A 19,380-nucleotide genomic window follows, 5' to 3' on the forward strand; every position below is an offset into this window, starting at 1 on the left:
ATCCATCGGCGTGTCTTTGCGATGTCGCCGGCATGTTCTAGCGTTACCCCGTGAGTTATATCGAAGCAGTAGATCTCAAGAAGACGTATACGCCTAAGGGCGCAGCCCCGGTGCATGCCCTCGACGGCCTCAACTTGGAGGTTCCTCAGGGCACGGTAACGGCTCTGCTTGGTCCGAATGGTGCGGGCAAGACGACCACCGTGAAAGTCCTGACGACACTCATCCGCCCCGATTCAGGTTCAGCGACCATCGACGGTGTCGATGTCATCGCTTCCCCTGAGCGCATCCGCCCCATGATTGGCGTCTCCGGCCAATATGCCGCCGTCGATGAGAACCTCACTGGCTTCGAGAATCTCGATATGGTCGGCCGGCTTTACCACCTCGGCGCTAAGCAATCTCGCGAGCGAGCACGCGAACTTATCAACCTCTTCGACCTCACCGAAGCCCAAAACCGTCCCGTCAAAGGATTCTCCGGCGGCATGCGTCGCCGCATTGACCTCGCCGGTGCCCTTGTTATGCGCCCACCGGTGCTCTTTCTCGACGAGCCAACCACCGGTCTCGACCCGCGCAGCCGCATTGGCATGTGGGACGTCATTACAACGCTCGTGGGGGAGGGCACCACTGTGCTCCTCACCACCCAATACCTTGAAGAAGCAGACCAACTCGCCGACAGCATTTCTGTCATCGACGACGGCAAGGTCATTGCCCAGGGCACCTCAGATGAGCTCAAAGCATCCATCGGCGGTCAGAGAGTTGAAGTGAGCCTCGTGTCGCGGGATGACGCGACCGCCGCCCACGAGATCCTCACTCGTTTCGGCAGCACCGAACCTGCCGTGAGTCTCGACGGCCGCGGCCTGACCGTCAACGCGGAAGATGCTCCCGCCGCGCTGCAGTTGATTCTCACGGAGTTCGCGAGCCGCGGCATCCAGCTCTACGACGCAGGAATGCGTCGCCCCACTCTCGACGATGTGTTCCTCAAGCTCACCGGACACACGGCAAGCGCCGACGAAACCGACACTGATACGACGGATGCAGCACCAGCACAGAAGGCACAGAAATGACCGCCACAGCACCCACGACAGCACCGAGCCCGACCGCCACGTCATCGGTCATGAACTGGCTGAATGACGGGTGGATCACCACCCGTCGCAACCTCATCAAGATCAAGCGTGTGCCCGACATCCTGGTCTTCACCACGTTGCAGCCCATTATGTTCGTGCTGCTCTTCACCTACGTCTACGCCGGCGTGATCGATATTCCCGGCAGCACGTACACCGAGTTCATCATGGCCGGCATCTTTGCTCAGACCGTGGTGTTCGGGTCAACCTATTCGGGCTCGGCGATGGCCCAGGATCTCAAAGACGGCATCATCGATCGCTTCCGCACTTTGCCCATGAGTCCCTCCGCGGTATTGGTCGGTCGAACCAACGGTGACCTTCTCATCAACTCGATATCGATGATCGTCATGATGGCCACGGGTTTGATTGTCGGATGGCGTATCAACTCGAGCCCGTTCGAAGCGATCGCTGCGATCGCACTGCTCTTGCTCTTTGCTTACGCGCTCTCGTGGGTGATGGCGTTTATCGGAATGAGCGTGCGCAGTCCCGAGGTCATCAACAACGTCTCGTTCTTGGTGCTCTTTCCACTGACCTTCATCTCCAACGCCTTTGTTCCCGCCGAGACCCTCCCGGGACCGCTACGCACGTTCGCTGAGTTAAACCCTGTCTCAGCTCTCGTTCAGGCAGCCCGCGAGTTGTTCGGAAACACCCCGGCCGGGGCGGTGCAGTCCGATGTGTGGTCACAACAGCACCCGGTCCTTACGGTGCTGATTGGCATCGTCGTGATGCTCGCAATTTTCGTTCCGCTCGCGATCCGCAAGTTCGCGAGCATCAGCACGCGCTAAGCGTGAGAGCGCGACCACTCCTTGAAGAATCTAGGCAGTGGACTCCAACGGTGCTAAGGTGCGGATACTTAGAGACGCCCCACCCACCGGGGTAATTGCGCCACGATAAACCTCCGGGCGCACTCCGACACCGCCCGAAACGGAGTTCGAGATGTTCGCCACCCTTGGACACGTCGTCATGAAACTCTTCATGCTCGCCTGGGTCCACACATCTCCTCATTCGTGGCGCGGACTCCCCAAACCGGAGGCTGGCCCACCCGTCCTCGCCGACGGACCCCACGTCCAGAAGGTTCTGCTGTGCGGCTCCGGAATCGTCGTGGGATACGGGGTTGCGTCTCACGAACTTGCCCTCGGGGGATCGCTCGCTCGCTCGCTCGCCGCTCTGACGGGTCAGGGCATCGAGGTTGCGACCGTCACGAGTGCTCGGCTGACAACACGCGAGGCGCAAGCAAAGGTCGCAGTAAGTGACCTCACCGATGTGAAAGCGGTCGTCTTGTCCTTCGGCGTCTTCGAGTCACTCACTTTCACCCCGGCCCGCACATGGGGACGCGACATGGCACGGCTCGTCGATTTTCTACTAGAGAACTCCACACCCGATGTCGGAGTCTTCATTTTGGGATGCGTGCCGCCCAAGATGTCACGCTTTCCCGATAGCTATCAACGCCGCATCCACCTGATGACCGAGCGCTACAACACAGAAATTGAGCGGTTGGTGGCACACCGCGAGCATGCCCACTATGTGCACTTCTCGCCACCCATCGAAGACCCTGAGGCAATCGACGGCCGTCAAAGTTATCGGGCGTGGGCCGACGCCATGGCCCCCGATGTCGCAGAATTCATTCTGAGCGGCTCGGTCAGCGAATAGTCGTTGGACCTTGTGCGGTTAGCCCTTGCGCGGTTGGGGACGGAAGCTCTTTGCGCGCGCGGGGCGCTTCGACGCACCCTTACCGTTGTGGGTGCGTCCCGATGATCGAGCTCCGGTGCCCTTTTTATTTCCACTTCCCGACTTCTGAGCCGCTCGGCTCGGGGGAGCGTCCTCGGCAGCATCGTTGGCGGTTCCGGTCCCGCGCGAGCTGCGCGCCGTGCGACCACGCACGATGCCGATGAACTCTTCCACGAGCGGGTCGACTGAACCATCGCGCCAGACCACGGCAACCTGCCACTCGGGGCCGTCGTCGAGCATTCGGGCAACAACGTCTTTTCGTGTCAACGCTCGAGCAACTGCTTGGGGCAGAACAGCAACCCCCACGTTGGCAGCGACGAGCTCGACCGCATCGCGCCAGTCGCCACGAATAACGTTCTCGGCTTCCAGCTCAGCGAGAGCAAGCGAATCAAGCGCTTCGATGGCATGCCCCTTGGGAACAACAACGACGGCGCGCTCCGTATAGAGCGGAATAGCGGCGAGCGGCCGATCACTGTTCTCAGCACGGTCTACCGGAAGGCGCAGCAATGCGACGTCAGCTGTGCCCGCCCGCAGCATGTCGAGCGCAGCCTCTTGTTCTGCTGCGACAAGATCGAGAGTCGTCTCGGGCAGGCGTTCATTCCAGACGCGAGCCCACTTACCGGGAGTCGCTCCGAGCACAAATGCGACCGTGAATGGTGAAGACATGTCTTCAGGTTAGTCTTGGGGGGTGCCAGTCCAGACCATGAAGCCCGCAACCGTCGCCAAAAAGCTGGGGATTTACCTCCCCGCCGCTCCGGAAGAGTTCCGCGATTCCGAGATCAGTCGCGAACAGTTCGCAGAATTGCTCGCCACTCCGCCCGAGTGGCTCACGCAGTTGCGTGCAGAAGGACCGCACCCACGGCAGGTTGTCGCCCAAAAGCTCGGCGTTTCCACGTCGGGGCTCGCCCGCGCCGGAGCACCCGACGTCATGACTTCGGATGAAATCAAGGCACTTCTCGTCGAAATGCCTGCGTGGCTCGTCGAGGAGCGCGCAGTTCACGCCGCCGTCAACAATGAGAACGCGCGAATCAAGACAGAGCGCGCCGCCAAAGCAGAACGCAAATAATTTCAGTTTTCCTCATTCTCGCTGGTTCTGAATAGTTTTCAGCTCTATACTCGTTACCTTGAGGGTGCCCGTGTCTGGGCGTTCGGGTGGGGAATTGATTGCTACGTAGCTATGCTGCGCTATTGGCGTGGCCAATAGTCAAACTGTGGCTTGCAGTGAAGCCACAACGGTGGCGCGCGCTCACTCTTCCCGCTGATGACCCCCGCGTCGAAGCGATTGGCCCCGATCCCGACCGCGTACTCCTTCTCGGTCCAGGAAAATCATCGGGCTATGGCGTGCACACGCATCAACTCGGACTCGGCGGTCATCTCGCTCGAGAACTGTCATCCCTGACCCAGCGCGGTTGCAGCGTCGACATTGTCTCCGACCCCTCGATGTCTGCCGCTGATACCGGTGTCGTCATCCGATGGGCAAACCTTGAACGATTTGACGCCCTTGTGCTCACGCTCGGCGGGGGAGATGCCCTGCGTTTCCGATCCCTTTTCGCTTGGCGAAGGGATGTCACTGACCTGTTGAACACGATCGAAGAGTGCGGCGGCGGCGCAATGCACACGTTCATCGTTGGCGTAGCTCCGCTCGATGACTTCGTGTCGCTTCCCGCACCGTTGCTGCGCATCGTTAACCACAACGTCGCCAATCTCAACGCGATTAGTCAGCAGTTGTGCTCTACTCGCCCGAGCGCGACCTTCGTTCCCGCCACGGCATCTGCGGGAAACACTCGGGTGTCGCTCGATAGCCCCACCTACGAGCACTGGGCCCGCGCACTTGCGCCCGCCGTTGCGCGTTCTCTCACTGCCGTGGCTGTGCCTCCCACTGAACGCCCCGGTTCGATCGTCACTCCGCCACCATTCGAGAGTTCAGTACTCACCCGCAAGACGGTGTCGACATCGTTGGCAACAATCATGAATTCGGCGCGCGAGCTTTTCGGCACAGCAGGCGCCGCTATTACCTTCCATGATCAAGACGCCCACTGGTTCACGTCGATATCGGGCGTTGGCTCGATGCATCGTGATGAAGCTGGCGCGTTCTGCAGCGCAGCGTTCACGGATCGTGGTCTTGTCGTTTTGGAAGACACCCTGAACGATGAACGGTTTGCCGATCATCCGTGGGTCATCGAAGGCCCGCGCATCAGGTTTTATGCTGGCTACCCGGTAGCAGCCCCCAACGGCGACATCGTGGGGGCCGTGTGTATCTTCGATACGGGGCCGCGCCGCTTCGATCCCAGCCACGAAACATTGCTGCGCGAGCTCGCTCATCGTGCAGAGACGGCGATACGCAGTCGATAATTGCCGTACCTTGGATACGGAGGTCATTTCTGAACTCCGAGAAAGGCTCCAATGTCTGGCACTGAGTGCATCCACGGCTTCGAAAACGGTCTCTGCGATTCCTGCTTTCCGAAGGCTGTCCCTGTCAAGCCGGTAACGCGTGCCACGACCTCTTCTCGCACCAAGCGAGTTCCCGGAACTCCTCGCGCGTCGAGCGCGAAGGTCCCGTCGCTGTCGGACCAGCGTGTGTATCACGTCACGCACATCAGCAACTTGGAGAGCATCCTTCGGGAGGGTCAGCTCGTCGCGGCCGCCTCAATTGAGGATGCAATCCTCGACATCAGTTCGCCCCTCACTCGCGAGCTCCGCGGCGCAGCATCGCTCAGCACCGGCGAGCCTGTTGACCGCTACGTTCCGTTCAGCTTGGTCCCGGAATCCGCCGCGTGGCGCGAGCTCCGTGCCGGCGCCTCAGAACCGCGCTGGTCAGATGCCGCTCGCACTGCAACTCCCACAGATTTCGTGTTCTTGGTCAGCACTGTTCGCGCTCTCGGCGAGGATGCCGTTCTGGCAGATGGCGACGCCGCAGCAAGCTTGACGCGCTTCGCCACTGATGAAAAGGCCATCACCCGGATGCTCGGCAACCTGCGTGCCGATGAGCTCACCGACGACGCTGAAGTTCTCATTCATGGCTCCTTCGCTTTCGACGATGTGCAACTCGTCGGAGTTGCCAGTGACAAGGCTCGCGAGCGTGTGAAGTCGCTTCTTGATGGCGCCTCGTTTAAGACGAAGGTGGCGGTTTATCCGCCATGGTTCATTCTGTAAAGTTCGCGGTACCGTTGGTACATGGCCAACGACTTTTCGCACCACCCTGTTGATCCCACGTCGGCTGCTGCCCTCGCTGCAAGCGGATTGCGTTACGACCTAGTCGATACGTCTAATCGGGCTGCGTTCGAGGCGTGGTTTCAAGCTGATTCCCGTGGATTTCACGGCCCGGCGATGTCGAAAGAACAGGTCGATTCAAGTTTTGCCGGCGTAACGTATCGCCGCACGATCGGTGTTTGGGATGACCGCTTGGTCGCCCCGGAGGTTCCGGTCGCAACCACCAGTTCGTGGACCGAGCAGTTGACGGTTCCTGGCGGCACGAGCATTGCTGCGTGGGCTATCAGCTCGGTCACGGTGTCGCCGACGCATCGTCGTCGCGGAATCGCTCGTTCGCTTCTCGAAGGCGAACTGCGCTCGGCCGCTGCGATGGGTCTGCCGATGGCGATGCTCACCGTGTCGGAGTCGACGATCTATGGCCGCTTCGGATTCGGTCAAGCCGTCTTCGCTGCTGATCTCACGATCGATACGACTCGGGCTTCGCTCGTGGCTCATGAGCGCCGTGGCACTCTGCAGCACGTGGCACCCTCCGTCTTCGTCAGCGAAGCGCCTACGGTGTTTGAGCGTGTCCGTCTGGCCACTCCGGGACAAATCGCCGTGTGGCCGCTGCGCTGGGAGCAGATCGCCGGCACTTCGCCCGGCGATGAGGAGTACACCAAGAACACCCGTGTGGTGCGATTCGATGACGAGAGCGGAACGCCGCGCGGATTCGTGGTGTACCGGGTGGCGGCCGGCGGAGCCGACTTCACCCACCACAAGCTCACGGTCGATTATCTGCTGGCTGAGACTCCGGAGGCCTATGAGGCGCTGTGGCGCTTTGTGTTGGAGGTCGACCTGGTGCGTGAGGTGAAAGCAGAACTTCGCTCTATCGATGAACCGTTGCTGTGGCTGCTGTCCGACATGCGTGCCGCCAGAGTGTCCCCAATTGACCACTTGTGGTTGCGCATCCTCGATGTGCCCGCCTCGCTCACCGCTCGCACGTACTCGGCGTCAGCCCAGCTCGGATTCGACGTCAGCGATGACCTCGGCTTCGCGCACGGCCGCTTTGTGCTCTCGACAGATGACGCCGGGATGCCGCAGGTGCGTCAGGTAGACGATCTTCCCTCCGATATTGCCTCGGTGTCCCTCTCGGTCAATGAACTCAGCTCGCTGTATCTCGGCGGAGTCACGGCATCAGCGCTGGTTGCTGCCGGCCGCGTTCATGAGCTGACTGAGGGTGCTGCGGCGGTGGTGGAGCGTGTGTTCCACGCACCGACGACGCCGTGGTTGAGCATCTGGTTCTAGCCGTCACTCGTGCGCTGCTGGGCGTTGCTCACGGCGAACAGTGCGAGAATGAGTCCATGACTGCTGCCCTGAATCATGTCCACGATCTTGCCTCTTTTGTCTCCGCATCACCGTCGTCTTTTCACGCCGTAGCGGAGGCTGCGCGCCGCTTGCGTGACGCCGGTTTCAGCGAATTGCACGAGGCTGATGACTGGAATGGCGCGCGCACTCGCAAGGCAGCGAAGTACTTCGTGATCCGCGACGGTGCGATTGCGGCATGGATTCAGCCGACGAAGGCTACCGGCACGACGCCGTTCCGCATCCTCGGCGCCCACACTGATTCACCAAGCTTCAAGCTCAAGCCAAAGCCCACCACAGGCTCGGAGGGGATTCTTCAGGCCGGAGTTGAGATCTATGGTGGCCCGCTACTTAACTCGTGGCTTGACCGCGAGCTTGAGTTTGCTGGCCGGGTTACGTTCCGCGATGGCAGCACTGAGCTTGTACGCACCGGTCCGTTGCTGCGTTTTCCGCAGCTCGCCATTCACCTCGATCGTGGCGTCAATGACAAGCTCACGCTCAAGCGCCAAGCTCACATGAACCCCATGTTCGGTTTGGGCGAGCGCGACGACGCCGACGTGCTCGGTCATCTCGCCTCAATCCTGTCGTCGAAGGCAAAGAATCGTTCTGCTGAGGACATCGACGGGTACGACATTGTGGTTGCGGACACCGCGGCTCCCGCCGTCTTTGGTCTCGATGATGCGCTCTTCGCCTCCGGTCGTCTCGACAACCTGTCGTCAGTGCACGCCGGTCTCGTCGCTCTGCTCGGTCTCGACACCAAGCTCGATCACATTCCGCTGTTCGTCGCGTTTGACCATGAAGAAATTGGTTCGGCATCACGCTCAGGTGCTGGCGGGCCGTTCCTCGCCGACCTCATTGCCCGCATCAGTGCTGGTTTGGGCGGTTCCGAAACGGATCGGATGCGTGCCGTCGCTGACTCCTGGTGTCTGTCGTCGGATGCCGGCCACGCCGCGCACCCGAACTACCCCGAGCGTCACGATCCCGCCAACCGTCCGCGTCTTGGTGGGGGACCGCTGCTCAAGATCAACGCGAACCAGCGCTACGCCACCGATGCGCTTGGCGCTGCGGAGTGGGCTCGCGCGTGCCGTCAGGCTGGCGTTGAGTACCAAGAGTTCGTGTCGAACAACGACATGCCCTGTGGCTCCACCATCGGGCCCATTACGGCAACCCGGTTGGGTATCCGAACGATTGATGTGGGGCTTCCGTTGCTCTCGATGCACTCCGCTCGCGAGTTGTGCGGCGTCGCTGACCCGCTGGCGCTCAGTTCAGCAATCGCCGCGTTCTTCTCGCCCGAGTAAGGCGAGCGCTCGGCGCCCCAAGCCCGGCTGTACCGACAGCGCGCTCATGCGGCATCGCCGCTGATCGCCACGCTGTCTAAGCCGCGACGAGTTAGAACAGGGGAGCGATCTCGTCGGTTGCGCCCGGCAAGCTAGCGTCACTCGCAGTGGCTCCGGGGTAACCGGGGCCTGCGGGGCAGACCGAGCGACGCTGGAATGCTTCGGCAGCACCGCGCGCTCTGACATCCGCAGCCTCGTTGAGCGGATGCCCTACGTGCCCTCGGACCCATTCGAAGCGGTAGCGGCGGTCGGTGATGGCGTCGTCAATCTGCTTGATGAGGTCGACGTTCATGACGGGCTTGCCATCGCCTTTGCGCCAGCCCTTTTTCTTCCAGCCGGGCATCCATTTGGTGATCGAGTTGATGACGTACTGGCTGTCGCACAAGATCAGCAGATCATCGTCAACATGCGCCGTTGCCCGGAACAACTGCAGCACCGCCATGAGCTCACCCTGGTTGTTGGTGGCGTGATCCCAGCCGCCAGCCGCCCAGGTGTTGTCGTCGACGTACCACGCCCATCCGGCTGGCCCGGGGTTGCCGAGCGCCGATCCGTCAGCAGCAGCAGTAATCGTCATAACAACCTTTCGAAGAACTCGCGGAGTGAGAGAACTGCCGCGTCCTATCGACTCTAGTAGCTGGTTATCACCACAGATTGTGCGGCACACACCTCTCTGAGGACGAATCGGTTTTAGGGTAGTACCGTGCCCGAAAACCCCACTCTTGTTCCTGCGCTTGAAATCAGCGGACTTACCAAGCGTTTTGGTGAGAAACTCGCCGTCAACGCTGTCGACCTCACGGTTCCCCGTGGATCTTTTTTCGGCCTCGTTGGTCCCAACGGTGCTGGCAAGACCACGACGCTCTCGATGGCCACGGGCCTTCTCCGGCCCGATGCCGGCACTGTTTCCGTGCACGGTCTTGATGTGTGGAGCAATCTGGTCGAGGCAAAGAGGCGCATCGGCGTGCTGAGCGATGGTGTTCGGCTCTTTGACCGCTTGACAGGCCTTCAACTCGTAACCTACGCGGGCCTCTTGAGCGGGATGGACCGTGCCGTCGTCGCGGAACGCGCCGCTGATCTTCTCGAGTTGTTCGACCTCGATGCCGTGAGTGGCACGCTCGTCGTCGATTACTCCGCCGGCATGACGAAAAAGATAGCTCTCGCCTGTGCTCTGATTCACGCCCCGCAGTTGCTCGTGCTCGACGAGCCGTTTGAATCCGTCGATCCGGTGTCTGGCGCCAATATCCGTGACATTCTGCACGGGTTCGTTGAGTCCGGCGGCACCGTCATCGTGTCCAGCCACGCCATGGATCTCGTTCAGCGCATGTGCGACCATGTTGCCGTAATCGCCGATGGTCGAGTGCTGGCATCCGGAACAACGGATGAAGTTCGCGGCTCATCGACTCTCGAGGACCGCTTTGTGGAACTCGTCGGCGGGCGCCGTCACGGAAAGGGCCCCGAGTGGTTGCGCATCTCGTAAGGCTGCGCTTCAGGCTCCTTGCCAATTCGCTCACTCGAAGTCCGTGGCAGGCGGTTGCCGTGGTGCTCGGCACTGTCTACGGCATGTTCATGCTGTTCCTCGTGATCGTGGGCCTCCTCTTCCTCAGTACGGCCCCCGAAAGCCTCGGGCGCACCGTCAGCGTTGTTGGCGGTGCCATTCTGGTGCTGGGATGGACCTTCCTACCGCTGCTGAGTTCGGGCATCGACGAAACGGTAGACCCGGCACGGCTCGCAACCTTCCCCATCCCCATCAACACGTTGCTGCTGGCCCTCGCCGTGAGCGGAGTTCTTGGGGTCCCCGGAATCATCACCACTCTGGCCGCGCTTGCAACGAGTCTGGTGTGGTGGCAAACGCCACTCATCGCAATCGTCGCTCTGCTCTGTGCGGCAATCGGTGCCCTCACGAGCGTCGTAGGGTCACGGATGCTCGCTGCCCTCACGGTGCGCATCTCGTCGGGGCGTCGAGCTCGTGAAGCAAAGACAGTGCTCGTGTTGATTCCGCTCTTGCTGCTCGGGCCGGCGGTGCTCGCGCTATCCACATTGTTTCGTGAGCTTCGAACCGTGCTTCCGATCATCGCCGACGTGGTGGCCTGGACGCCGTTCGGGGCTATTTGGGCTGTTCCTGGTGATCTGGCTCTCGGGCGGCCGGGCGCAGCAGCTCTGCACGCCCTCGTCGGCATCGGCACGCTCATCGCAGCGACCGCGGTGTGGCGCTGGGCATTGGATCGCGCCCTCGAGCGCCCGGCGACCTCCACATCCCACAGCAGTGCTCAACGCGGACTCGGTTGGTTTGCTGTTTTCTCCGGCACTCCCACGGGCGCCGTGGCAGCCCGCGCACTCACCTATTGGGCGCGCGACCCGCGCTACGCACAGTCGCTCATCAGCGTGCCGCTCGTGCCCGCGATCGTATTCTTCTATAGCGGAGCAAGCGGCGATTTGAGCGGTCTGCTCTTCGTCGGCCCCATCGTCGCGGTGCTTCTGGGCATGTCGATCTACACGGATGTGTCGTACGACAACACCGCTTTCAGCCTCCACTTGCAGTCCGGGGTGAGCGGCCGCGCCGATCGATGGGGAAGGGTGATCGCCGTGAGCGTCTTTGCCGTCCCTACGACGATCATCCTCACGGTTGCGAGCGTCTGGGTCAGTGATAGCTGGGAGAGACTGGCCGGGATGCTCGGCATCTCCCTTGGCCTCTTCATCACCGGTCTGGCACTGTCGTCGCTTGTTTCCGGTCGATTCGCGTTCGCTGTGCCAGCTCCCGGAGACAATCCATTTAAGTCCCGCCCCGGCGGGGGATTCACCCTCATGCTCTCGATGTTTGCATCGTGGACCGCATTGGCGCTCTTGGCTCTTCCCGAAATGGTCCTCGCCATTATCGGCTTCGCAACGTTCAACCAGTCACTCGGCTGGGTCTCTCTTGCCGTCGCACTCGTGCTGGGAGGCACGCTGCTGATCATTGGGGTGCGCTGGGGCGGAAAGCTGCTCGATGACAACGGGCCAGAGATGCTGGTGCAACTTCAACGCCAGAAGTAGCAGACCGTCGCTCTGAGCGTCGGCACTTCACAAGAATTGCCGAGCAGGCTAACGCGTGAGCAGCTCCGCCCGCTGAGGGTTAGCTTCGAACCAATCGGAAACGTACCAGCACATCGGCAGCACGCGCAGCACCGAATTCACTTCGACATCATCGACCGCAAACTTCACAAGCTGGGCCGCGTAACCCTTGCCGCGGTGAGCGGGCTGGGTATACGTGTGGTTGAAAGAGATAGAAGATCCGTTAGTGCGATAGTCCGCAACGGCAACTAGCGCGCCATCAACTTTCATGATGTACCGCGCAGCATCTTCCTCATGCACAAACTCTGTAGCCATAACTCTCTACCCTAGGCCGGAAGTGCCGCTTCGATGGCACCAACGATGGCCGGGTCATCCGGAACCACCGTCGGGCGAAAACGAGTGACGTCATCACCTGGCGTCACGAGGAACTTTTCGAAGTTCCACGCGACTCGACCAGCTTTGCCTGAACCATCCGCCGTCTTCTTGAGCTCGGCGTACAACGGGTGGGCTGACTTGCCGTTGAGCTTGACCTTCTCAAACATGGGGAACGTGACGCCCCAGGTCGTGGAGCAGTATTCCGCAATCGCTTCTTCCGTGCTCAGTTCCTGCAAGAACTGATTACTGGGGAAGCCCAAGACAGTGAAACCGCGATCACCATACGTCTTCTGCAGTTGCTCCAACTGCTCGTACTGGGGCGAAAGGCCACACCGTGATGCCACATTGACTATGAGCACCACTTTGTCTTGATAATCCGCCAGCGTCGTCTGGTTGCCGTCAATAGTGGTGAGGGGAATGTTTCTCAGTTCGGTCACGTTTCAAAACTACGCCCGCAGTCTGTACGCGCGCCGACGACATTCCGAATGTTGCCAGCGAGGGTCGGTAGCATGGGAGTTTCCCCACTTCCGCATTCGTGCGGTTCACCGAAAGTGAGTTCATGCCCGATAGCCCCCTGTCAGCAAGCGCGTACGAGGTGCTTGGTGTTGAGGCGTCGGCATCGGAGTCTGAGCTGAAGAAGGCATTTCGGCGGGCGCTCCGGGAGACTCATCCCGATACCGGGGGAGACCCCACACGGTTCGCAGCCGTTCAGGATGCGTGGGAACGTGTCGGAACGCCCGAGAAACGACGTCACTACGACGCCGGGGCTGGATCACACGCTCGCTCCGCCTCCGGTAGTTCTTCTTCATTCTCGTCACGCGGGTCGGCGCCACCGCGGGAGGATTCCCGACCCCGCGCTCGAACCCACGGTCACCCCGGAGGATGGCGCCGAGAACGATTCCTCGCCAGTATGCGGGAATGGGCGGGCCGCGGTGTCTCGCTCGACAACCCTTACGACCCAGCCCTAGTGCGGAGCGCTCCGCGCGAAATTCGCCGGACCCTCGCCGACGCCCTCGCCGAAGAAGCGACCGCCCGCACCGTGAGTGCTCTCGGCATTGGGTTCACCATTTGGCACGACGTCTCCACCGGCCCCCCTGAGCGCAAAATCGATCACGTGGTACTCGGCCCGACAGGCCTCTACGCGATGCTCTCAGAAGACTTTGGTGGGCCCGTGAAGGTGCGCCGCGGCGAACTCATTGGGCCTGACGTTCAGCCCGAGAAGCCCATGCACGAACTTGCCTCGCGCGCCAAAACTCTTAGTCGGCAGCTGAAAGTCAATTTCACCTGCTTCGTGATCGTCGTGCCAGACGATGCGCTCGCCCAGCCCCAAGAATCACTCGGCACCGTCAAAGGTCAACCTGCCGTTGCGGTGCGTCAGAGCGTTCTGGCGCATCTGCTTCGCACAGGCCCAGAGTCGAGCCACGGGCGCCAACTGGGCGGCAACGAACTCTTTGATGTTCGCACTCGACTCTCGAACGGCATCCGCTTCGTCGAATAGCGAGGTGCCGGTCGCTGTTTCACGCGGCGACACTGAGCGTTCATCTGCGAGAAGCGCTTGGTGCGGCTGACGGTGTTGATCGCGGGAGTAGGGTGAACCCGTGAACACCAACGCCACGCTTGCTCGGCGATTGACCACAACTGATGCGACGGTCATCGGTGTGGGATCAATGATCGGTGCCGGAGTCTTTGCGGCGTTTGTTCCCGCGGCTCAGGCAGCAGGCGCCGGACTGCTAATCGGCCTAGGCATCGCAGCGATAGTCGCGTGGTGCAACGCGGCAGCAAGCGCCCAGCTGGCTGCGGTGTATCCCGTCGCGGGTGGCACCTATGTCTACGGTCGAGAGCGTTTGGGCCCCTGGTGGGGCTATTTCGCGGGGTGGTCCTTTATCGTCGGCAAGACGGCCAGTTGTGCCGCCATGGCTCTCGTTTTCGCGGCGTACGTAGCGCCGGACGGATGGGAAAAGCCCGTCGCTGTGCTTGGCGTGGTGGCTCTCACGATCGTGAACCTTCTCGGGGTCACACGCACTGCAGCAGCCACAAAGGTGATCGTCGTCTTCGTACTCGTAGTGCTTGTCGGCGTGTTGATAACCGTTGCGGCGTCGCCCCTCGTGGAACCCGAACCGCTCTCTCTCTCGGGGCCGATCGATGCGTACGGCGTGCTTCAATCAGCCGGCATTCTCTTCTTTGCATTCGCTGGCTACGCTCGGATCGCGACACTCGGCGAAGAAGTGTCCAATCCACACCGCGCCATCCCTCAGGCGATCATGATGGCTTTGGCAATCACGGCCGGGCTCTATCTGGTGCTTGCAATCACGATGTTGTCTGTCCTCGGCTCTGAAACCCTCGCTGCCTCTCAAGCGCCGATTGCTGACCTACTTGTCGCCGCTGGCTGGGGCTGGGCCACGGGCCTGATCTCGCTTACCGCTGGCGTAGCTGCGTTGGGCGCACTGCTGGCATTGATGGCGGGGATTGGTCGCACCGCCCTCGCAATGGCTCGAAACTCTGACCTACCGCGCTGGCTAAATGCCGTGCATCCTCGTTTCAGGGTCCCTCACCGCGCAGAATTGGTGCTCTCCGGTGTTGTAATCGCCGTCGTGCTTGTGTCGGACCTTCGCAGCGCAATCGCGTTTTCGTCCTTCGGCGTTCTGCTGTATTACTTTGTTGCCAACATCGCAGCCTTTACTCAACCTGCGACGCAACGCCGCATTCCCCGAGTCATCAATGTCATTGGGGCACTCGCGTGCCTCGTTCTCGTCGTCACGGTTCCGGTAGTGGGACTCGCGGTTGGAGCAGTAGTCCTTATGATGGGGATTCCTGTACGTTTGCTCTCCAAACGCCAATCTCGCAAACTTTCTGACCATGACGCATAGGCTGGTTCTCTCTTAAGAAAGAGGTAAATAGGTTCGTGATTCGCGTAATTAGCTACAACCTTCGCAAGCACAAGGCCGCCATCGAACTTGATGCGCTCGCCCAGACTCCTGATCTCGATGTTCTCTGTCTTCAAGAAGTCATTTCGTCTCAATTGCCCGACGAAATTGGGGGATTACACTTGGCAGACTCGACCAAGAACAATCGGCTTGGCCTTGCCGTCTATTACCGCCGTGACCGCTACGAGCATCGCGCTAGCCAGTCGTTCGAGCTAAAAAAGTCTCTGCATGACCGCATTTTCACCCCGACCACTGAGCGCTTGGTCGGCACCCATCTTGTCGATCGCGCCACTGATGAGGACATGATCGTCGCATCGTTCCACGCGGCACCGCTGACCGCGCTCAATTCGCTTCGCCGTAACCAAATCAAGGCCGCGCACGAGATGCTTCACACCCTCGGGTCAGGTTCGCCTATCTTGATGGTCGGGGATTACAACTACCCTCTCTTCAAAGATGGCCTGACGCAGCGCGTCAAGCAGACTGGGTATGACCTTTCGTTGAGCGATCGCACCACGTACACGAACTACAAGTTCTTCCGTGGGCACTTCGATTTCGTCACATCGCAGGGGTTCTCGATCGAGGGCGTCGAGACGCTTGCGCGAGGGGTATCCGACCACTTGCCCATCTTGGTGACGGCCTCGTACGGCACTGAGAGCACGCATAAGTCAACAATGTCGGCTGAGCCGCTCGCGAGCTAACTCTCCACTCTGTGAGTCACACAACGAGGGCCCACTACGCAATTGCGTAGTGGGCCCTCGTTGTCTGTCGCGAACGTTGTTTGTCACGAACGTTCTGTGCTGCGAACGTTCTGTGCTGCGAACGATGCCGTCAGCGGACTGTGACTAGCTTTCGCCGCCGAGATTTCCGGCAAGACGCTCGTGCATGTACTGGCTGGCTTCGTTCATGCCGACGAGAACGACGCGCTTTTCTAGACGCTCGTATTTCGTCGTGATCGCGTCTAGCGCCGCAACCGTCGATGCGTCCCAAATGTGGGAGTTCGACATGTCGATGATGATGCGGTCCGGGTCATCGGTGTATTCGAACTGTGTTGTGAGGTCATTGCTCGAAGCGAAGAACAGCTCTCCGTTGACACGGTAGTAGGCGGTCGGCACAGCCTCGTCATCGGGCAGCGTGCGCTCAACTGTCGCGAAGTGCGCAACGCGGCGTGCAAAGGCAACCATCGCGACGATCACTCCGACTAGCACGCCAATTGCAAGGTTTTCGGTTGCCACTACGACGGCAACGGTTGCGACCATCACGGTCGTTTCGCTCTTCGGCATGCGCTTGAGCGTCGACCAGCGGATGCTGTGCCAGTTGAACGTCGAGATTGAGACGATGATCATGACTGCGACCAGCGCGGCCATCGGGATGATCGCGACGACGTCGCCCAAAACCACCACCAGGATGAGCAAAAAGATGCCGGCGAGGAAGGTCGAGATGCGGGTGCGCGCTCCCGATGCCTTCACGTTGATCATGGTCTGGCCGATCATTGCGCAGCCGCCCATGCCACCGAAGAGACCGGAGAGCACGTTGGCAACGCCCTGGCCCCACGCCTCGCGAGTCTTACGCGAGTGGGTGTCGGTAATGTCGTCGACCAGCTTGGCGGTGAGGAGCGATTCGAGCAGTCCCACGAGAGCCATTGCGATCGCGAACGGTCCGATGATCTGGAGAGTCTCCAGGGTCAGCGGCACGTTGGGAATGAAGAGCTCCGGCAGACTACGGGGAAGTTCACCTTGGTCGCCAACGGTGGGGACTGCAATGGCCATCGTGACTGTGATGACTGTCAGGAGCACGATAGCGACGAGGGGTGCGGGAATCACCTTTGTGAGTCGTGGCATCAGCACCATAATGAACAGCCCCGCTCCGACGAGGGGGTAGACCATCCACGGCACGTGAATGAGGTGTTCAAGCTGAGCCATGAAAATCAGGATCGCGAGCGAGTTCACGAAGCCAAGCATTACGCTGCGCGGGATGAAGCGCATGAGCTTGGCAACACCAATCACGCCAAGGAAAACTTGAAGCAGACCGCCGAGGATGACCGTCGCGATGAGGTAGTCCATGCCGTATTCACGCGCGACGGGCGCGATCACGAGAGCAATCGCTCCGGTAGCCGCAGTAATCATTGCGGGGCGGCCGCCAAGGAAGGCGATGGAGACAGCCATCACGAAGGAGGAAAAGAGCCCAACTCGTGGGTCGACTCCGGCGATGATCGAGAACGAGATTGCTTCAGGGATCAGGGCGAGAGCAACGACCAACCCGGCCAAAACCTCTCTAGTGAGGATGCGTGGCGTGCGCAGTGCCGTCATTACTGACGGATCTGCACGGTACCGGTTTGACTTGGGTGCTTGAGCAATGGCGATGAGATTCTCCTACGGACAGTGCTGCGCGGTCGCGCGGCGGGAAAAAGAGTGAGGAGCCTGAGTGCGTGATTCGCACGACTCATTGCCGGCGACAATGCTGACAAGAGACCAGAGATGATCCGATCAGACGAGAGCGGACGACAGTAGGTGTGTCTGAGTCCTCGTCCACGATAGCCGATCGCGCAGATTCATGGGTGACTCCCAGCCTGCGCGACGCCGTTAGAACAGTCGGGTGCGCGTAAAGACGCCAGCGAAGAGCGCATGGGTCAGAGGAAGCGCCGAGCTAATCATCAGCACCAGGCCGAACGTCGGATCGGTGGCGCGCAGCAGAATGCCACCGATGAGAAGCGCCGTGAAAAGAACAGAAGAGAGCACACGACGAACTAGCTGTTCAATGGCGCGAAGGCGCTTATCGGCGCTTGGCGTCTCGACGGCGAGTTGGCCACGCTGCATGAGGGTCGCAACGCTCTCGAGTTGCTGCGGGAGGCGCAGAATGAGGCCAGCGGATGACAGAGCTTGTTTCGCGAGCTCCTTCACTGTTCCGCCGCCTTCGTTTCGGGCAAGACGTGCGGCGAACGGCTCAATCGCGGTCCACACGTTGTAGCCGGGGTTGAGATCGCTGGCGACGCCAGACGTCACCGACACTGCACGGATGATGAGCAGAAAGTTTTCGGGTAATTGAAACGGCATGGTGCGTACGACTTCGCTGAATTCGTTGCCAAACGCACGAAACTCTTGGGGATCGACCTGTTGAAGTTCGCTAAAGCCCATTCCGCCGAAGCGGTCGAACAGTTCTCCCATGGCGCGTTCGAGAGGCGCGCTTTCTGCAGTGCGCAAGAGGATTCCCATGTCCCGCACGCTCGCGACCAGCCCGGGGGCATCTCTCGCGGCTGCCGCAATGATGAGGCGTTGAAGACCGCGACTGAGGCTCTCGGGAACTTCGCCCATCATCCCGAAGTCGATAAACGTCAGCGTCCATGCCGGGATGGACACGTCGGCACGGGCAGGATCTGCCGGCGTCACGAAGATGTTTCCCGGATGCGGGTCGGCATGGAAGAAGCGATGAATGAAGAGTTGTTCAAACATTGCGCGCGACAACTCGTCGGCAACTTCGGCAGGATCAATTCCAGCCGCGATAAGCCGTGCATGATCGTTGATCTTGATGGCGGTCGCGTCGGCGAGGGTCAGAATCCGGCGAGTCGACCGCTCCCAGACCACATCAGGAGCGCCAATGCGGGGGTCGTCAGCGAAGTTCTCCGCGAAGCGTTCAGCGTTGCTGCCCTCATTGAGATAGTCAATCTCTCGCAAGCTAATAACGGCGAACTCTTCGAGCAGAGCGGGCAGATCGACGCGCCGAGATACAAAGCGAACACGACTGAGCCATCGGGCAACCCGGCGAAGGGCTGCGAGGTCGACGGTGATGATGTCGGCGATACCTGGTCGCTGCACCTTCACTACGACACCGGAGAAACCGACATCCATCGCGTCGCTAGGAGTGAGGCGTGCTCGGTGCACTTGACCGAAGGATGCCGCGGCCACGGGCGTTGCATCGAAGTAGTCGTAGGCACGTTCGAGAGGAATGCCCAGTTCTCGTTCGACACTCTCGCGGATGAGTGTGAAATCGACCGCAGGAACTTCATCCTGCAGTCCCTCAAGTTCGCGCGTGATCTCGCCCGGAAGCACGTCGAGGCGCGACGACATGAATTGCCCGACTTTGATCATGAGCCCGCCGAGGTCGACCGCGAGGCTGTGAAAACTCCGAGCGATATGGGCTGCACGCGCAAGACGGCGTCGGGCAGCAATCCGTTCGAGCCCGAAGCGTGGCAGAACGAGTTCGAACCACCACTCGAGGACCATGTACCGGGCAGCAAAGCGCAGGATACGACGATAGCGAGCGCGCAGCTGTCGAGTGTCGGTCATCAATTCTCCCTAGTGCCGACGA

General features: G+C 60.6%; 19 protein-coding genes. 13 read left to right on the top strand and 6 right to left on the bottom strand.

All coding sequences use genetic code 11. The features are described 5' to 3' along the window. Positions 1–50: 50 nt before the first annotated feature. The 3 genes from I6E51_RS08400 to I6E51_RS08410 all read left to right on the top strand — a co-directional run bounded on the left by I6E51_RS08400 (position 51) and on the right by I6E51_RS08410 (position 2,768). Complete coding sequence (locus I6E51_RS08400) at positions 51–1,061, top strand: ATP-binding cassette domain-containing protein (RefSeq protein ID WP_197105612.1); 1,011 nt, start codon at positions 51–53, stop codon at positions 1,059–1,061. Then, the gene (locus I6E51_RS08405) at positions 1,058–1,903 is read left to right on the top strand and encodes an ABC transporter permease (protein WP_197109952.1); all 846 of its coding nucleotides are present in this window, start codon (positions 1,058–1,060) and stop codon (positions 1,901–1,903) included. Before I6E51_RS08400 ends, I6E51_RS08405 begins: the two co-directional genes overlap by 4 nt. A 151-nt stretch (positions 1,904–2,054) precedes the next feature. Next, entirely contained in the window at positions 2,055–2,768 is a 714-nt protein-coding gene (locus I6E51_RS08410; RefSeq protein WP_197105610.1) for a GDSL-type esterase/lipase family protein, read from the top strand. 18 nt (positions 2,769–2,786) lie between these two features. Here I6E51_RS08410 and I6E51_RS08415 read toward each other — a convergent pair whose 3' ends face one another. Further along, positions 2,787–3,512: a LysR family transcriptional regulator substrate-binding protein gene (locus I6E51_RS08415; protein WP_197109953.1), complete on the bottom strand. Its 726-nt coding sequence runs from the start codon at positions 3,510–3,512 to the stop codon at positions 2,787–2,789. 37 nt (positions 3,513–3,549) lie between these two features. Between I6E51_RS08415 and I6E51_RS08420 the strand changes: the two genes are divergently transcribed. The 5 genes from I6E51_RS08420 to I6E51_RS08440 all read left to right on the top strand — a co-directional run bounded on the left by I6E51_RS08420 (position 3,550) and on the right by I6E51_RS08440 (position 8,695). Next, positions 3,550–3,912 carry a DUF5997 family protein gene (locus tag I6E51_RS08420; RefSeq protein WP_197107118.1) on the top strand — a complete coding sequence of 121 codons (363 nt, stop codon included), beginning with the start codon at positions 3,550–3,552 and terminating at the stop codon, positions 3,910–3,912. Positions 3,913–4,067: 155 nt separating this feature from the next. Further along, complete coding sequence (locus I6E51_RS08425; RefSeq protein WP_307783875.1) at positions 4,068–5,198, top strand: GAF domain-containing protein; 1,131 nt, start codon at positions 4,068–4,070, stop codon at positions 5,196–5,198. Positions 5,199–5,249: 51 nt separating this feature from the next. Further along, on the top strand, positions 5,250–5,999 hold the full coding sequence (locus I6E51_RS08430; RefSeq protein ID WP_231599698.1) for a DarT ssDNA thymidine ADP-ribosyltransferase family protein: 750 nt from the start codon (positions 5,250–5,252) through the stop codon (positions 5,997–5,999). 21 nt (positions 6,000–6,020) lie between these two features. Then, positions 6,021–7,340: a GNAT family N-acetyltransferase gene (locus I6E51_RS08435; RefSeq protein ID WP_197109954.1), complete on the top strand. Its 1,320-nt coding sequence runs from the start codon at positions 6,021–6,023 to the stop codon at positions 7,338–7,340. A 56-nt stretch (positions 7,341–7,396) separates the two neighbouring features. After that, positions 7,397–8,695 carry a M18 family aminopeptidase gene (locus I6E51_RS08440; protein WP_197105607.1) on the top strand — a complete coding sequence of 433 codons (1,299 nt, stop codon included), beginning with the start codon at positions 7,397–7,399 and terminating at the stop codon, positions 8,693–8,695. A gap of 91 nt (positions 8,696–8,786) precedes the next feature. On the opposite strand, the gene I6E51_RS08445 is transcribed toward I6E51_RS08440, so the two are convergent. Next, positions 8,787–9,308 (bottom strand): RNase H family protein, encoded by a 522-nt coding sequence (locus I6E51_RS08445; RefSeq protein ID WP_197109955.1) that lies wholly within the window; start codon positions 9,306–9,308, stop codon positions 8,787–8,789. A gap of 126 nt (positions 9,309–9,434) precedes the next feature. On the opposite strand from I6E51_RS08445, the gene I6E51_RS08450 reads away from it, so the two are divergent. Both I6E51_RS08450 and I6E51_RS08455 read left to right on the top strand, forming a co-directional pair. Next, complete coding sequence (locus tag I6E51_RS08450; RefSeq protein ID WP_197109956.1) at positions 9,435–10,208, top strand: ABC transporter ATP-binding protein; 774 nt, start codon at positions 9,435–9,437, stop codon at positions 10,206–10,208. 59 nt (positions 10,209–10,267) lie between these two features. Then, on the top strand, positions 10,268–11,761 hold the full coding sequence (locus I6E51_RS08455) for a transporter (protein ID WP_307783877.1): 1,494 nt from the start codon (positions 10,268–10,270) through the stop codon (positions 11,759–11,761). 48 nt (positions 11,762–11,809) lie between these two features. Here I6E51_RS08455 and I6E51_RS08460 read toward each other — a convergent pair whose 3' ends face one another. Together I6E51_RS08460 and I6E51_RS08465 are read right to left on the bottom strand one after the other, a co-directional pair. Next, positions 11,810–12,094 (bottom strand): GNAT family N-acetyltransferase, encoded by a 285-nt coding sequence (locus I6E51_RS08460; protein ID WP_197105603.1) that lies wholly within the window; start codon positions 12,092–12,094, stop codon positions 11,810–11,812. Between the two features lie 11 nt (positions 12,095–12,105). Next, the gene (locus tag I6E51_RS08465) at positions 12,106–12,591 is read right to left on the bottom strand and encodes a glutathione peroxidase (protein WP_307783878.1); all 486 of its coding nucleotides are present in this window, start codon (positions 12,589–12,591) and stop codon (positions 12,106–12,108) included. A gap of 122 nt (positions 12,592–12,713) precedes the next feature. Here I6E51_RS08465 and I6E51_RS08470 point away from each other — a divergent pair, with 122 nt between their 5' ends. The 3 genes from I6E51_RS08470 (at position 12,714) to I6E51_RS08480 (ending at position 15,776) form a co-directional block, all read left to right on the top strand. Next, entirely contained in the window at positions 12,714–13,652 is a 939-nt protein-coding gene (locus tag I6E51_RS08470) for a DnaJ domain-containing protein (RefSeq protein WP_197105602.1), read from the top strand. A 100-nt stretch (positions 13,653–13,752) separates the two neighbouring features. Continuing rightward, entirely contained in the window at positions 13,753–15,021 is a 1,269-nt protein-coding gene (locus tag I6E51_RS08475) for an APC family permease (protein ID WP_197109958.1), read from the top strand. A 38-nt stretch (positions 15,022–15,059) separates the two neighbouring features. Next, entirely contained in the window at positions 15,060–15,776 is a 717-nt protein-coding gene (locus I6E51_RS08480) for an endonuclease/exonuclease/phosphatase family protein (protein ID WP_197107114.1), read from the top strand. A 144-nt stretch (positions 15,777–15,920) separates the two neighbouring features. Here I6E51_RS08480 and I6E51_RS08485 read toward each other — a convergent pair whose 3' ends face one another. Both I6E51_RS08485 and I6E51_RS08490 read right to left on the bottom strand, forming a co-directional pair. Next, on the bottom strand, positions 15,921–17,384 hold the full coding sequence (locus I6E51_RS08485; protein WP_197109959.1) for a SulP family inorganic anion transporter: 1,464 nt from the start codon (positions 17,382–17,384) through the stop codon (positions 15,921–15,923). Between the two features lie 273 nt (positions 17,385–17,657). Then, entirely contained in the window at positions 17,658–19,358 is a 1,701-nt protein-coding gene (locus I6E51_RS08490; protein ID WP_197109960.1) for an AarF/ABC1/UbiB kinase family protein, read from the bottom strand. Positions 19,359–19,380: the final 22 nt, after the last annotated feature.

This window comes from Salinibacterium sp. NSLL17, assembly GCF_015864935.1.
Lineage (GTDB): Bacteria > Actinomycetota > Actinomycetes > Actinomycetales > Microbacteriaceae > Rhodoglobus.

Coding starts and splice junctions, on each gene's coding strand:
- I6E51_RS08405 (WP_197109952.1), top strand. CDS start 1,058: ATGACCGCCACAGCACCCACGACAGCACCGAGCCCGACCGCCACGTCA.
- I6E51_RS08460 (WP_197105603.1), bottom strand. CDS start 12,094: ATGGCTACAGAGTTTGTGCATGAGGAAGATGCTGCGCGGTACATCATG.
- I6E51_RS08415 (WP_197109953.1), bottom strand. CDS start 3,512: ATGTCTTCACCATTCACGGTCGCATTTGTGCTCGGAGCGACTCCCGGT.
- I6E51_RS08445 (WP_197109955.1), bottom strand. CDS start 9,308: ATGACGATTACTGCTGCTGCTGACGGATCGGCGCTCGGCAACCCCGGG.
- I6E51_RS08435 (WP_197109954.1), top strand. CDS start 6,021: ATGGCCAACGACTTTTCGCACCACCCTGTTGATCCCACGTCGGCTGCT.
- I6E51_RS08485 (WP_197109959.1), bottom strand. CDS start 17,384: ATGACGGCACTGCGCACGCCACGCATCCTCACTAGAGAGGTTTTGGCC.
- I6E51_RS08440 (WP_197105607.1), top strand. CDS start 7,397: ATGACTGCTGCCCTGAATCATGTCCACGATCTTGCCTCTTTTGTCTCC.
- I6E51_RS08420 (WP_197107118.1), top strand. CDS start 3,550: ATGAAGCCCGCAACCGTCGCCAAAAAGCTGGGGATTTACCTCCCCGCC.
- I6E51_RS08470 (WP_197105602.1), top strand. CDS start 12,714: ATGCCCGATAGCCCCCTGTCAGCAAGCGCGTACGAGGTGCTTGGTGTT.
- I6E51_RS08490 (WP_197109960.1), bottom strand. CDS start 19,358: ATGACCGACACTCGACAGCTGCGCGCTCGCTATCGTCGTATCCTGCGC.
- I6E51_RS08410 (WP_197105610.1), top strand. CDS start 2,055: ATGTTCGCCACCCTTGGACACGTCGTCATGAAACTCTTCATGCTCGCC.
- I6E51_RS08430 (WP_231599698.1), top strand. CDS start 5,250: ATGTCTGGCACTGAGTGCATCCACGGCTTCGAAAACGGTCTCTGCGAT.